This window comes from Xanthobacter luteus, from assembly GCF_040049235.1.
In the GTDB taxonomy this organism is placed as follows: Bacteria; Pseudomonadota; Alphaproteobacteria; order Rhizobiales; family Xanthobacteraceae; genus Xanthobacter.
Genome location: NZ_JBDZDO010000008.1, coordinates 251,527 through 265,199, shown reverse-complemented (window position 1 = coordinate 265,199; position 13,673 = coordinate 251,527). Strand labels below are relative to the sequence as shown.

Below are 13,673 nucleotides of genomic sequence, written 5' to 3'. Positions count from 1 at the left end.
AGCCGACGATCAGGATCTTGTGACCCATCTGCGCCAGCGCCGCCAAAGTGTTCTGGGACGTCGTCGACTTGCCGATGCCCCCCTTCCCGTAAAATGCGATCTGTCTCAGCGACATCTTGCTCTCCTTAGACCTGATGCTTGCCCGGCGCGCCGAACCTCTGCGCGGGCGAATTCCCGATCGACCTTCGACCGCGGCGCGGGCGTGGGCCCGGGGTCCACCCAAGGATCCTCCGATGCTCCCACCGGGGGCGCGCCGGCGGTCGCGGAGCACCCGACAAGGGGTTAAGCAACCCGCGTGCCACGACTTTTCGTTCTTGAAAATCGTTCAAATCTAAGGAGATACCCGGACGCCGTGGATTCTCGCCGCGGTGTTCAGAACCCGACATCCAGGGCCCGCCGCCCCACAGGTCCGGGCGGCGCTGTCCGAAACGGAACAAGTCGTGTCGGAGCCGCCGGACAGTAAAAATCACGCAGCTCCGGATGTTTACGGAGGCGGCGTGAAAACCGGGCCGGGCGGTACGCAGCTTGCTTGGTGCGGCAGGTCCCCGCGCGCGCCGGCCGCGCGGGCGCCGGCCCCAAGGGCGGGTCCGCCGGCTTATCCGCGGCGTCGAGAGGGCGTTTTATGACGACACCGAGCATCACGGCCTTCAGCGCGACGGCCCACAGCACCGCCGCTCTTCCGCCGGTGGCGGAGATCGCCGAGAATTTCGCGCTGCTCGACCAGTGGGACGACCGCTACCGCTATGTGATCGAGCTCGGCCGCGCCTTGCCGGAGATGCCGGAGGCGCTGCGCACGGAGGCCACCAAGGTGCAGGGCTGCGCCAGCCAGGTGTGGCTCTTCACCGAAGTGCGCGACGCCGGGGCCGGCCCGGTGCTCACCTTCGCCGGCGACAGCGACGCGCACATCGTGCGCGGCCTCGTGGCGATCCTTCTGGCGCGCTTTTCCGGCACCGGCGCGCGCGAGATCCTCGCCACCGATGCGCTTGCCTTCTTCGCCCAGCTGGGTCTGAAGGAGCACCTCACGCCGCAGCGCTCCAACGGCCTGCGCTCCATGGTGGAGCGCATCCGCCGGGATGCGGCGGAGGCGCTGGCGGTGGCGGCCTGAAAGCGTTCGAGCCCGCCATTCCCGCCACGCCGTCATGCCTCGGCTCGTCCGGGGCATGACGGCGTGGCGGCATCCGCCTCAGGCGAACATCGCCTGCGCCTTCTTCAGCGCCGCCACCAAGGCGTCCACCTCCGCTTGCGTGCTGTAGAGCGCGAACGAGGCGCGGCAGGTGGCGGTGACGCCGAAGCGCTCCAGCAGCGGCATGGCGCAGTGGGTGCCGGCGCGCACGGCGATGCCGTCACGGTCGATCAGGGTCGCGAAATCGTGGGCGTGGCCGCCCGCCATGTCGAACGAGACGATGGCGCCCTTGTCCCGCGCCCGGCCGATGATGCGCAGCCCCTCGATCGCTCCAAGCTGCGCTTCCGCGTAGCGGGTGAGCGCGCTCTCGTGGGCGCGGATGCGGCTTTTGCCGATGGAGGTGATGTAGTCGAGCGCCGCGCCGAGGCCGATGGCCTGGACGATGGGCGGCGTGCCGGCCTCGAAGCGGTGGGGCGGAACACCATAGGTGACGGTGTCGCGCGTCACGGTGCGGATCATCTCGCCGCCGCCGTTGAAGGGCGGCATGGCGGCGAGCAGGTCATACTTGCCGTAGAGCGCGCCGATGCCCGTGGGCCCGTAGAGCTTGTGGCCGGTGACGACGTAGAAGTCGCAGTCGATGTCGGTGACGTCCACGTCGAGGTGCACCGCCCCCTGCGAGCCGTCCACCAGCACCGGGATGCCGCGGGCATGGGCGAGCCGCACCACCTCCTTCACCGGGACCGTGGTGCCGAGCACGTTGGACATCTGCGTGATGGCGACCAGCTTGGTGCGCGCGGTGAGCAGCGTCTCGAATGCGTCGATCAGGAAGTTGCCGTCCTCGTCCACCGGCGCCCATTTCAGCACCGCGCCCTTCTCCTCCCGCAGGAAGTGCCAGGGCACGATGTTGGCGTGGTGCTCCATGATGGAGAGCACGATCTCGTCGCCCGCCTGGATGTTCGCCCGGCCCCAGGTGGCGGCCACGAGGTTGATGGCCTCGGTGGCGGAGCGGGTGAAGACGATCTCCTCCGCCCGCCCGGCATTGAGGAAGCGCCGCACGCTCTCGCGCGCGCCCTCATAGGCCTCCGACGCCGCATTGGCGAGATAATGCAGGCCGCGATGGACGTTGGCGTATTCGCGCGTTTCGGCGAGACGCATGCGGTCCATCACCTGGATCGGCTTCTGGGCCGAGGCGCCGTTGTCGAGATAGACCAGCTTCTTCCCGTAGACCTCCATGTGGAGGATTGGGAAGTCCTTTCGGATCCGCTCCACGTCGTAGCCGCCGCCGGCCACGGCGGGATGGAGCGCGACGGCGTCCTGCGGGATCGGCGCCGCGCTGTTCATGCGCGCGCCAGCAGCCAGGCGCGGATGGCGCCCATGAGCGCGTCGCGCACCGTCTCGTCCTCGATCTGGTCCACCACCTCGCCGACGAACGCCTCCACCAGCAGCGCCACGGCCTCGGTCTCGGGGATGCCGCGGGCCATCAGATAGAATTTGAGGTTCGCATCGAGCGCGCCGGCGGTGCAGCCATGGCCGCATTGCACGTCGTCGGCGAAGATCTCGAGCTCGGGCTTGGCGTTCGCCTCCGCCCTGTCGGACAGCAGCAGCGCCCGGCTCATCATGCGCGCGTCGGTCTTCTGCGCCGCCTGGCGCACGGCGATGCGGCCCTGGAACACGTCGCGCGCTTCGCCGTCGAGCACGGCGCGGAACGCCTCGCGGCTCTCGCAGCGCGGCGCCGTGTGCTCCATGGCGAGCGTGGTGTCCGCGTGCTGGCGGCCCGACAGCAGGCTCGCGCCGGACACATGCGCCACGCTCTCCGCGCCGTCGAGGCGGATCGCCAGCTGGTTGCGCACCACCGCGCCGCCCAGCACGAAGCCGGCGGCGCTGAACGCCGCCTGCGCGCCGACGCGGGCGAGCAGGCTCGCCAGGTGGAGCGCGCCCGGCCCCTCCGCCGTCACCTTCACGCGCGAGACCTTGGCGCCGTCGCCGGCGACGATCTCCAGCGCGCAATTGACCTGGTAGGCGCCCTCCGCCGGACCCTCGTGGGTCTCGATGAGGCTCACCGTGGCCTCCTCCTCCGCCACCAGCAGCGAGCGCACGAACAGCGCCGCCGGGGCGGCAAGATCGGCCACGTGGACGATGTGGATCGGCCGGGCGAGCGCCGCCCCCTTCGCCACGTGGATCACCACGCCGTCGCCCATGAGGGCGGTGTTGAGGGCGAGCACGGCATCGTCGGAGGCCACCACCTGGCCGAGATGGGCGGCCACCAGCGGGTCGCCTTCGGCGAGCGCGGCGGCCATGGAGCGAATCATAAGGCCGGGCTCGGGGGAAAGGTCCGACAGTTCCGGCACGAACGCGCCGTTCACCACATAGAGCCGGCGCGCGGCGAGGGCGGCGAACAGCGCGCCCTTGCCGGCCGCGCCCGCTCTGGCGGCGGCATCCGGCGGGGCGGCGAGCGGGGCGGCCTCGCGCATGAGGGTGCGCAGATCGGTGTAGCGCCAGGCCTCCACGCGGCGGTGCGGCAGGCCGCTCGCGGCAAAGCGCGCGAAGGCGGCGGCGCGGGCGGCCGCCATGTCGCCCGTGCCCGGCAGGCGGTCCTCGACCGCGGCGAAGGTCTCGGCCAGCGTCAGTTCGGCCGGGGTCTTCATGAGATGGACGGCGGCGGCCATGGCTCAGGCCGCCTCGGTCTGGAACTGGGCGTAGCCGGTGGCCTCCAGCTCCAGCGCCAGCTCCTTGCCGCCGGAATGGACGATGCGGCCGGCGGCGAGCACATGCACCACGTCCGGCACGATATAGTCGAGCAGGCGCTGATAATGGGTGATGACCACCATGGAGCGGTCCGGCGCGCGCAGGGCATTGACGCCGTTCGACACCACCTTCAGCGCGTCGATGTCGAGGCCGGAATCGGTCTCGTCGAGCACGCACAAACGCGGCTCCAGCAGCATCATCTGCAGGGTCTCGTTGCGCTTCTTCTCGCCGCCGGAGAAGCCGACGTTCAGCGGCCGGCGCAGCATCTCGGCGGAGATGTCGAGGCTCTTGCCGATCTCGCGCACGCGCTTCAAGAGCTCGGGCGAGGTCATCTCGGCTTCGCCGCGCTTCTTCTTCTGCGCGTTCACCGCCGCATGCAGGAACGCCATGGTGGAGACGCCGGGGATTTCCAGCGGATACTGGAAGGCGAGGAACAGGCCGAGCGCGGCGCGCGCATCGGGGGCGAGCTCGCTGAGTTCCACGCCCGCGAGCTTGATCGAGCCGGAGGTGATGACGTAGCCCGGCTTGCCGGAGAGCACGTAAGAGAGCGTCGACTTGCCCGCCCCGTTCGGCCCCATGATGGCGTGCACCTCGCCCGGGTTCACGGTCAAGGAGAGGCCGTCGAGGATATTGCGCCCGCCTTCGATCTCGGCGTGGAGGTCTGCGATTTCGAGCAGGGGGGTCATGGGAGCGGTCCTCTGTCGGAAGGGGGCGCCGGCGTCAGCCGACGCTGCCTTCGAGGCTGATGGAGATGAGCTTCTGGGCCTCCACGGCGAATTCCATGGGCAGCTGCTGGAGCACGTCGCGCACGAAGCCGTTGACCACGAGCGCCACCGCCTCTTCCTGGGAGAGGCCGCGCTGCATGGCGTAGAACAGGACGTCCTCCGAGATCTTCGAGGTGGTGGCCTCGTGCTCGAACTGGGCGGACGGGGTGCGGGTCTCGATGTAGGGCACCGTGTGGGCGCCGCATGCGTCGCCGATCAGCAGCGAATCGCAATTGGTGAAGTTGCGCGCGCCCGCCGCCTTGCGGTGCGCCGAGACCAGGCCGCGATAGGTGTTCTGCGAGCGCCCCGCCGAGATGCCCTTGGAGATGATGCGGCTGGTGGTGTTCTTGCCCAGATGGATCATCTTGGTGCCGGAATCCACCTGCTGGCGGCCGTTCGAGATGGCGATGGAATAGAATTCGCCGCTCGAATTGTCGCCGCGCAGGATGCAGCTCGGATACTTCCAGGTGATCGCCGATCCGGTCTCGACTTGAGTCCAGGAGATCTTGGAATTCTTGCCGCGGCAGTCGCCGCGCTTGGTGACGAAATTGTAGATGCCGCCTTTGCCTTCCGCGTCACCGGGATACCAATTCTGGACCGTGGAATACTTGATCTCCGCGTCGTCCATGGCCACCAGTTCGACCACCGCGGCGTGCAGCTGGTTCTCGTCGCGCATGGGCGCGGTGCAGCCTTCGAGATAGCTCACATAGGCGCCTTCCTCGGCGATGATGAGCGTGCGCTCGAACTGGCCGGTGTTCTTCTCGTTGATGCGGAAGTAGGTGGACAGCTCCATCGGGCAGCGCACGCCCCTGGGGATGTAGACGAACGAGCCGTCCGAGAACACCGCGCTGTTGAGCGTCGCAAAGTAATTGTCTGTGGTGGGCACCACGGTGCCGAGATATTTCTTCACCAGGTCCGGGTGCTCGTGCAGCGCCTCGGAGATCGGCATGAAGATGACGCCGGCCGCCTTCAGTTCCGCCTTGAAGGTGGTGGCGACCGAGACGCTGTCGAACACCGCGTCCACGGCGATCCGGCGCTCGCCCTCGGGGCGCTCGACGCCGGCGAGGATTTCCTGCTCGCGCAGCGGGATGCCGAGCTTCTCGTAGGTCTTCAGGATCTCGGGATCGACCTCGTCCAGGGACTTGGGCCCGCTGCCGCCCTTCTTGGGCGCCGAATAATAATAAAGGTCCTGATAGTCGATGGCGGGATAGGCGACGCGCGCCCAGTCCGGCGCCTGCATGGTGAGCCAGCGGGCATAGGCGTCGAGCCGCCATGCCAGCATCCAGTCCGGCTCGTTCTTCTTGGCCGAGATGAAGCGGATGACGTCTTCGCTGAGGCCCTTGGGCGCCTTCTCGGTGTCCACCAGGGTCTCGAAACCGTATTTGTACTGGTCGACGTCGATGCGGCGGACCTGCTCGATCGTCTCGTGTACCGCGGCCATCCGATCCTCCGTTCACCTGAACCTGACGTCACTTCACCCGGCATCGCCGCAGCGGCCGCGGACCGCGCGGGGGATGCGGGCCTGCCGCACCCCGCGCCGACCGTCCCCGTGGGCGGGCGTGCTGCTCAGGCGGGGATGCAGGTGTTCTCGACCGGGCACACGACGGCGCATTGGGGCGTGTCGAAGGAGCCCTCGCACTCGGTGCACTTCTTCGGATCGATGACGTACATGTCGCGCTTGAGCGAGATGGCGGCGTTCGGGCACTCGAACTCGCAAGCGCCGCAGACGGTGCATTGGGAGGCGACGATCTTGTAGGCCATTGGCTTTCCCCGCTGGTGCAGAAGATGGCGGACAAGGCCCTCTTTCAAGCGGCGTGCCAGTCTGTAATTGTTTGATTTTCAAAGAAAAACAAAGCGGTCGCCGGCGGATGGCGGTGTCGCGCCCCCGACACGGTGTCGCAAGTGCGACAGGGGGGCCCCTGCCCGGCTGCTTTCACGCGCGCCGTCCTGCCCCGGCTTGTCCGGGGCATTCACCCGTCCGCTGGCCTGCGCTTCAGGCCCGGTCGCTGGGTGGCTCCCCCGGACAAGCCGGGGGATGACCCAAGAGCGGGAGGATGACGCGGGAACGCGATGACGCGGGAGGGGACGACGACCGCCGGGACGGAAAGGTGCCGTCCTCAGAAGCGCTTGATCTCGATGTCGTGCTTCTTCAGCGCGTAGCCGATCTGGCGCGGGGTGAGGCCGAGCAGACGCGCGGCCTTGGCCTGCACCCAGCCGGCGCGCTCCATGGCGTCGACCAGGCGCTCGCGCTCGCCCGCCTCCCCGTCGGTTGCCGGCAGGCCGCCGAGCGCCACGGGCGGCGACGGCAGGCGCACCACGGCGCCGGCACCGGGGGAGGACACGACCGCCGGCAGAGGCGCCGCCTCGGCCGTTTCGATGGGTGCCGGGCGGATACCGGGCCGCGCCACCACCGGCAGCGGGATGTCGATGGGCCGGCGCAGCACCGGCTGCGGCGAGCTCTTCCACAGGAGCGCCGAGAGGCATTCATTGTGCGCGCAGGCGAAGTCCGAGGCGCCGATGGCGGCGCCCTGGGCCAAGGTCGCCGTGCGCTGCACGCAATTTTCCAGCTCGCGCACGTTGCCGGGGAAGCCGCAGCCCATCAGCACCTCGAGCGCGTCGCGGCCGAACGACAGATCGCGGCTGTTCTCCTTGTTGAAGCGGTCGAGGAACTCGCCCGCCAGCAGCGGGATGTCGGAGCGCCGGTCGCGCAGCGAGGGCACCAGGATCGGGATCACCGTGATGCGGTAATAGAGATCGGCGCGGAACTCGTTCTTGGAGACCGCCTCCTCGAGATTCTTGTTGGTGGCGGCCACCACGCGCACGTTCACCTTGATGGTCTGCGATCCGCCGACCCGCTCGAATTCCTGCTCCTGCAGCACGCGCAGCAGCTTGGCCTGGAAAGCGGGGGAGATCTCGCCGATCTCGTCGAGGAACAGCGTGCCCTTGTCGGCCAGTTCGAAGCGGCCCTTGCGGGCGCCGACGGCGCCGGTGAAGGCGCCCTTCTCGTGGCCGAACAGCTCGCTCTCCAGCACGCTCTCCGGAAGCGCCGCGCAATTGACCTTGATGAACGGGCCCTTGGCGCGCGCGGACAATTCGTGGATGGCCTTGGCGATCAGCTCCTTGCCGGTGCCGCTCTCGCCGCGCAGCAGCACCGGCGCGTGCGACTTGGCGACGATCGTGATCTTGTCCAGCAGCTGGCGCAGCTCCGGGCTCTCGCCGATGATGCCGTCCACCAGCACCCGCTTGCGCTCGCGCACCGCCGGCTTCAGCTCGGACAGTTCCTTCTGCAGGCGCCCGCTCTCGGCCATGAGGCGCTCGCGGTCGCGCGCCACCACCCGGTGCAGCTGCACGGTCTGGGCGATCAGGTTCGCCACCATGGTGAGGAAGCGCACGTCGGAATCGAGCCGGAACACCGAGCGCCCGTCCCACACCCGGTCGATGGAGAGCGTGCCGATCACCCGCCCGCCCACGCGGATGGGCACGCCGATGAAGGAGACGCGCACCTCGTCGGTGGCGCCGAGCGCCATGGCGTCGGCGCCGCTGAAGGCGGGGTGGCTCGCCACGTTCTCCGCCACCAGCGGCACCGCGGTGGCGACGATCTGGCCGATCGCCTTGTCCGGCAGGCGCGCGCGGTAGCGCTGGTCGGTCCCTTCGTTCCAGCCGACGCCCACCGTGATGTCGGGAATGCCGTCGTCGGCGAGCAGGGAGATCACCCCGTGCCGCATCTGCATGAAGGAGGACAGAAGATTGACCACGCTGGCGAGGGTGGTCTCGAGCCGGTTCGGCGCGGTGAGGATCTTCGAGATTTCGTAGATGCCGGTCAGCGCCACGTCGCTGAGCGCGACCAGCGGCACATGGCCGCCGGCGTGGGCGCCCGCATGGGCGCTCGGATCGCGGGCGGAAGAGAGGGTCTTGTCCTCGATCATGGCACAGCCTCCGTCACCCCAGTGCGCTCCCTCCGCCGGTTTTTGTCTGATTACAAACACTTTGATTTAGATTCATTCGCATGTCGTGCTCATCGTGGCGGCACGCTAGCCTATAAATTGGGCTTATATTGATAATGCTAGTTTTTTTGGCGCAGCCGCGCGGGCGGCCGGGATCATCCCGGCCTCACGATGTCACAATGCCGCATCTTCAACGGCTTGCGGGCACCGGCGCCGGGGGGCCGCCTGCGACGAAGGTCGCATGGGACTCCGATTCCCCGCGCACCGGCCCGGCGGCCCGGCTTGGGTCGCGGTCCAAGCGGCGAATCCGGCCGGAGGCGGGTCCGCTCCCGTTCGAGGCGTAGAGGGAGACCGACGGCCCGTATGAAGCCAAGCTGGGGTTCCATGCGGCCGATCCGCACGCAAGACCTCTCCCGCATGGCCGCCGGCGGATCGCCGGACGCCGGCCCCGGTTTCTTGGCCGCCGGGCGAACGCCTGCGACGCCGCGCCGGCGGGCCGGAAGGGCGGCCCGGCGCGGGACCGGGCCGGGAAAGGCGCGCGCAGACGCGCGGGCCGGCGGCGCCCGCGGACCGAAGTCCAGGAGCGCAGGCTCGGACAGCTACGTGCTGAAACGCGACAGGCCAAGCCGCCTGCCCGGAAGAAGGGCCGGCGTCACGCGCCCGGACACGTCCCCGCGCCCGAAATGATCGTTAGTGGACCGTCGCCGGGGTGCCGAGACGCATGATCTCGTCCTTCAGCACCAGCTTCTTGCGCTTGAGCTCAGCGACCCGGAGCGGGTCGGCGGCAGGATGGGAAAGCTCGCGGTTGATTTCCTGCTCGATGGCGGCGTGGCGCCGCTTCAACACTTCAAGGTGCGACTGGATGGACATGAAGTGCCTCTCCTTGTCTGCAACACGAGGACAACAAGACTGTCACGGAGGCCGCGAAGAGTCGAACCCTTTCGTGGCTAATCGCGAAATTCTCGTCCGCCGCCAGTGCCGGCGGTAGGCCGACGCCTTCCGGCGGTAGCCCCGCGCTGACGCGTCAATAGGGGCGCCCTATCTGCCCTCCCACTCGGCCCTGCGCTTCTGGGTGAAGGCCGTCACCCCGGCCTTGAAGTCGGCGCTGCCATAGACCGCCCGCACCAGATCCTCGTCACGCGCCGTGAGGTCGGTGCGCAGGCGCAGCAGCGCCGCCTTGGTGGCGCCCATGGTGAGCGGCGCGTGGCTCTTGAGCGCCGCGCACAGCACCCGCACCTTGGCGTTCAGCTCCTCGGGCGGCACCACCGCGGCGAGATAGCCGGTGGGGGCAATCTCCTCGGCGGTGGGCATCTCGGCGAGCAGCAGCATGCGCTTCACCCAGGCCTCGCCGAGATTGGCCGCGAGCCGCGCGAGGTTGGCGGCCGAAAGGCAATTGCCCAGCGTCGCGGCGATGGGCACGCCGAAGCGCGCGCCGGCGGCCGCGACCCTGAGGTCGCACGCATTGGCGATCGCCATGCCGCCGCCCACGGCCACGCCTTCCACCACCGCCAGGGTCGGCACCGGCAGCTGCTCGATGCCGGAAAGGAAACGCTCCACCTTCTTCTCGTAGGCGATGCCGTCCTCGCCGGAGGCGAAGGCGTCGAACTGGGAGATGTCGGTGCCGGCCACGAAGGCCTTGCCGCCGGCCCCGCGCAGCACGCACACCCGCACGCTGGGATCGGCGGCGATGGCGGCGCAGGCCTCGGCCAGCTCCTCATACATGCGCCAGGTCATGGCGTTGCGGGCGGCGGGACGGTCGAAGGTGATGCGCGCGATCCCGTCCGCGACCGCAAGGCGGGTGGTCCCTTCCGCGCTCATGGCGCGACATCCGGCGTGAACGCGCCGGCGGCCTCCAAAGCGGCGAGGGCTTCGGCATCGAGCCCCGCCTCGGCCAGCACCTCGCGCGTGTGCTCGCCGAGCAGCGGCGGATGGCGCCGCACCTGCTGGGGGGTGCCGGTGAGCTTCACCGGAAAGCCGATGTTGGGCACCCTGCCCTCGACCGGATGATCGATCTCCATGCGCATCGCCCTGTGCCGCCCGTGCTCGCTTTCAAAGGCTTCAGCGTAGGTGTGCATGGCGCCGGCGGGAAGACCCAAGGCGAGTAATTCCCCAACCCAGTCCTCGGAGTTGCGTGTGACGAAGGTCTTTTCCAGCTCGGCGATCAGCGCCTCGCGGTTCCTGAGCCGCGCCGGATTGTCGGTGAAGCGCGGATCGGCGGCGAGGTCGGCGCGCCCGAGCGCCTCGCACAGCCGGATCCACAGGCGCTGGTTGGTGGCGCCCATGACGAACCAGCCGTCCTTGGAGCGCACCGCCTGGTAGGGCGCGCTCATCTTGTTGGAGGTGCCCACCGGGCCGGGCACCACGCCGGTGCCCCAGTACTCGCACACGTCCCAGATGGAGAAAGCGAGCGCGGCGTCGAACAGGCTGGCGTCGATGAACTGGCCCATGCCGGTGCGCTGGCGGCCGATATAGGCCGACAGGATGGCATAGGCGGCGAACAGCGCGCAGCCGATGTCGGCCACCGGCACGCCCGCCTTCACCGGCGCCATGCCGGGATGGCCGGTGACGCTCATCACCCCCGACATGGCCTGCGCCATGAGATCGAAGCCTGGCCGCTGCGCCCACGGCCCGGTCTGGCCGAAGCCGGAGATCGAGGCATAGACCAGCTGCGGGTTGCGCGCGGCGAGGGTCTCGTAGCCGATCCCGAGCTTGGCGGTGACGCCCGGCCGGTAGTTCTCCACCAGGATGTCGGCTGTGTCGGCGAGGGCGTAGAAGGCGTCGCGGCCCGCCTGGGTCTTCAGGTTCAGCGCCACCGAGCGCTTGTTGCGGTTCATGTTGAGGAAGCCGAGGCTGTCGTCGCCCTTCAGCTTGAAGCCCATGGCCGAGCGCGTCTGGTCGCCGGTGCCGGGCGGCTCGATCTTGATCACGTCGGCGCCGAGGTCGCCGAGCAGCATGGTGCAGACCGGGCCGGCCATCACCTGGCTCACGTCGAGGACCCGCACCCCTTCGAGCGGGAGCGGGCGGGCGGCGGGGGGCTGGGTCATGGCGGGTCCGGAAATCTCAAGGGGTCCAGGCGGACGCAGGCGCGGCGCTGCGCCCGCGGCGATCGGTCGGCGGCGTGCCGGCCGGATGGGCTCCGGCCGGCGCGGCGCTCAGCCGGCGACGTCGCCGTAGAACCAGCGGGTCGGCGCGAGCGCCAGCCACGGCACGTAGGTGCAGATCATCAGCACGATCAGCAGCACAAGGATATAGCCGAGATTGGCCTTGGTGGTCTGCCAGATGTCCGACTTGGCGATGGCGCAGGCGGCGATCAGGACCGAGGCCACGGGAGGCGTCTGCTGGCCGATGGCGAGGTTGAGGGTGAGCACCAGGCCGAAATGCACCGGGTCGATGCCGACCTGCTGGATCAGAGGCAGCACGATCGGCACGGTGAGGATGATGGCGGCGGCCGAGTGCAGGAACATCCCCAGGATCAGGAAGAAGACGTTGAGCAGCAGCAGCACCATGTAGGGGTTGGTGGTGTATTCGAGGATCGAGCCGGCGAGCGCCTGCGGCACCCGCGCCTCGGTCAGGAACACGCCGATCAGGGCGGAGGACGCCACCAGCAGCATCACCACCGCGGTCTGGAGCGCGGCGTCCACCAGGGCCTTGTAGAACTCCCGGAAGGACAGCTCCCGGTAGACCACGATGGAGATGAACAGCGCCGCCACCACCGCCAGCGCGGCGCCTTCGGTCGCGGTGACGAAGCCGCCGAAGATGCCGCCGAGGATGATCACCGGCAGCATCAGCGCCCACAGGGATTCGCGCAGCGCGGTGCCGAGCCTCGACAGCGAGAAGCGCTGCTCCACCGGGAAATTGTACTTGCGGGCGTAGAAGTAGCTGGCGATGGCGAGGCCCGCGCCGCCGAGCAGCCCGGGCAGCAGGCCGGAGATGAACATCTTCACCACCGACACCTGCGCCATCACCGCATAGAGGATCATGGGGATGGACGGCGGCAGGATGATCGCGAGGCTGGCGGACGACGAGGAGATCGCCGCCGCCACCTCCTTGGAATAGCCGCGGCTCTTCATGGCCGGGATCAGCAGCGTGCCGAGGGCGGCGACGCCCGCCACCGCCGAGCCCGAAATCTCGGCGAAGAACATGGAGGCGCCCACCGTCACCATGGCGAGGCCGCCGCGCACGAAGCCCAGCATGGCGGAGGCGAGGTTGATCAGCCGCCGCGAGATGGACGACGAGTTCATGATGCCGCCGGCGAAGATGAAGAGCGGGATCGCCAGCAGCGGGAAGTTCGTCGCGCCCTCGAACATCACCAGCGGCACGTTGGGCAGCATGCTGGATCCCTGGGTGATCCAGATCGCCGCCACCGCCACCACGGCGAGCGCCACCGCGATGGGCACGTTGAGCAGCACCATGCCGAACAGGCCGGCGAACATGTATCCGAGCGTGGCGGTCATCGCGCGCGGCCTCCTTCGGCCATTCCGCTGGGGAGAGGGTTGGCGGCCGCCAGGCGCGGGCCGGGCGGCGGCGCGGGCGGTACCCCGTCCGGATCGGCGCCGACGCTCTCCAGCGCCTCCTTCAGCTCGTGGTCCTCGAAGCCGTGGGTGCGCGCCGCATGGATCATCTCCGGCAGGCGCAGCAGCTCGGCGATGATGATGAGCACCGACGCGATGGGCAGCGCCGACTGGGTGAGCTGCTGCGACACGTCCGGCAGCGAGACCAGGGTGGAGCCCTCAAGGATCATCACCACCTCGGTGCCGTAGATGGCGAGCAGCGCGAAGAAGCCGATGACGATCGCCTGCGACAGCAGCGTCACCGTCACCCGAAGGCCGGGCGGGAAGGCATTGACGATGCCGGGAAAGCCGATGTGCGCGCCGCGGTGGGCGGCCAGCGCGCTGCCGTAATAGGTGAGCCAGGCGAGGCCGATGGAGGCGATCTCGTCATACCAGACGAGCGAGGCGCCGAAGAAGCGGTAGACGAACCCCATGACGAGGATGACCGTGAGCCCCGCCATGAGGGCGGCGGCGATCACCTCCAGGAACTTGTCGTACCATTTGCGGACGGTCTGCATGGGAATGGCTGCTCCGGCGAACCTGGCCA

General features: G+C 69.0%; 13 protein-coding genes. 1 reads left to right on the top strand and 12 read right to left on the bottom strand.

From position 1 onward, the window contains the following. The coding region (locus tag ABLE88_RS22155) for an ArsA-related P-loop ATPase (protein WP_348833994.1) at window positions 1-115 on the bottom strand (115 nt) is incomplete at its 3' end. A 507-nt stretch (window positions 116-622) separates the two neighbouring features. Between ABLE88_RS22155 and ABLE88_RS22150 the strand changes: the two genes are divergently transcribed. After that, window positions 623-1,105 carry a SufE family protein gene (locus ABLE88_RS22150; protein WP_348833985.1) on the top strand — a complete coding sequence of 161 codons (483 nt, stop codon included), beginning with the start codon at window positions 623-625 and terminating at the stop codon, window positions 1,103-1,105. 78 nt (window positions 1,106-1,183) lie between these two features. On the opposite strand, the gene ABLE88_RS22145 is transcribed toward ABLE88_RS22150, so the two are convergent. The 11 genes from ABLE88_RS22145 to ABLE88_RS22095 all read right to left on the bottom strand — a co-directional run bounded on the left by ABLE88_RS22145 (window position 1,184) and on the right by ABLE88_RS22095 (window position 13,644). Further along, window positions 1,184-2,464, bottom strand: coding sequence for a cysteine desulfurase (locus tag ABLE88_RS22145; RefSeq protein ID WP_348833984.1), 1,281 nt, complete (start codon window positions 2,462-2,464; stop codon window positions 1,184-1,186). Next, on the bottom strand, window positions 2,461-3,789 hold the full coding sequence (gene sufD / locus ABLE88_RS22140) for a Fe-S cluster assembly protein SufD (RefSeq protein ID WP_348833983.1): 1,329 nt from the start codon (window positions 3,787-3,789) through the stop codon (window positions 2,461-2,463). Before sufD ends, ABLE88_RS22145 begins: the two co-directional genes overlap by 4 nt. Window positions 3,790-3,792: 3 nt before the next feature. After that, window positions 3,793-4,554, bottom strand: a complete 762-nt coding sequence (sufC, locus tag ABLE88_RS22135; protein ID WP_348833982.1) for a Fe-S cluster assembly ATPase SufC — start codon at window positions 4,552-4,554, stop codon at window positions 3,793-3,795. A 34-nt stretch (window positions 4,555-4,588) separates the two neighbouring features. Further along, window positions 4,589-6,073 carry a Fe-S cluster assembly protein SufB gene (gene sufB / locus ABLE88_RS22130; RefSeq protein WP_348833981.1) on the bottom strand — a complete coding sequence of 495 codons (1,485 nt, stop codon included), beginning with the start codon at window positions 6,071-6,073 and terminating at the stop codon, window positions 4,589-4,591. A 125-nt stretch (window positions 6,074-6,198) separates the two neighbouring features. After that, window positions 6,199-6,393: a 4Fe-4S dicluster domain-containing protein gene (locus tag ABLE88_RS22125; protein WP_348833979.1), complete on the bottom strand. Its 195-nt coding sequence runs from the start codon at window positions 6,391-6,393 to the stop codon at window positions 6,199-6,201. 356 nt (window positions 6,394-6,749) lie between these two features. Further along, the gene (nifA, locus tag ABLE88_RS22120) at window positions 6,750-8,558 is read right to left on the bottom strand and encodes a nif-specific transcriptional activator NifA (protein ID WP_348833978.1); all 1,809 of its coding nucleotides are present in this window, start codon (window positions 8,556-8,558) and stop codon (window positions 6,750-6,752) included. Between the two features lie 708 nt (window positions 8,559-9,266). Beyond that, window positions 9,267-9,446, bottom strand: a complete 180-nt coding sequence (locus tag ABLE88_RS22115) for a YdcH family protein (protein WP_348833977.1) — start codon at window positions 9,444-9,446, stop codon at window positions 9,267-9,269. 168 nt (window positions 9,447-9,614) lie between these two features. Continuing rightward, window positions 9,615-10,394: an enoyl-CoA hydratase gene (locus ABLE88_RS22110; protein WP_348833976.1), complete on the bottom strand. Its 780-nt coding sequence runs from the start codon at window positions 10,392-10,394 to the stop codon at window positions 9,615-9,617. Beyond that, a complete protein-coding gene (locus ABLE88_RS22105; RefSeq protein WP_348833975.1) occupies window positions 10,391-11,620 on the bottom strand; it encodes a CaiB/BaiF CoA transferase family protein in 1,230 nt (409 codons plus the stop codon). Before ABLE88_RS22105 ends, ABLE88_RS22110 begins: the two co-directional genes overlap by 4 nt. Before the next feature lie 108 nt (window positions 11,621-11,728). Then, window positions 11,729-13,030, bottom strand: coding sequence for a TRAP transporter large permease (locus ABLE88_RS22100; RefSeq protein WP_348833974.1), 1,302 nt, complete (start codon window positions 13,028-13,030; stop codon window positions 11,729-11,731). Then, complete coding sequence (locus tag ABLE88_RS22095) at window positions 13,027-13,644, bottom strand: TRAP transporter small permease (protein WP_348833973.1); 618 nt, start codon at window positions 13,642-13,644, stop codon at window positions 13,027-13,029. Before ABLE88_RS22095 ends, ABLE88_RS22100 begins: the two co-directional genes overlap by 4 nt. Window positions 13,645-13,673 lie beyond the last annotated feature (29 nt).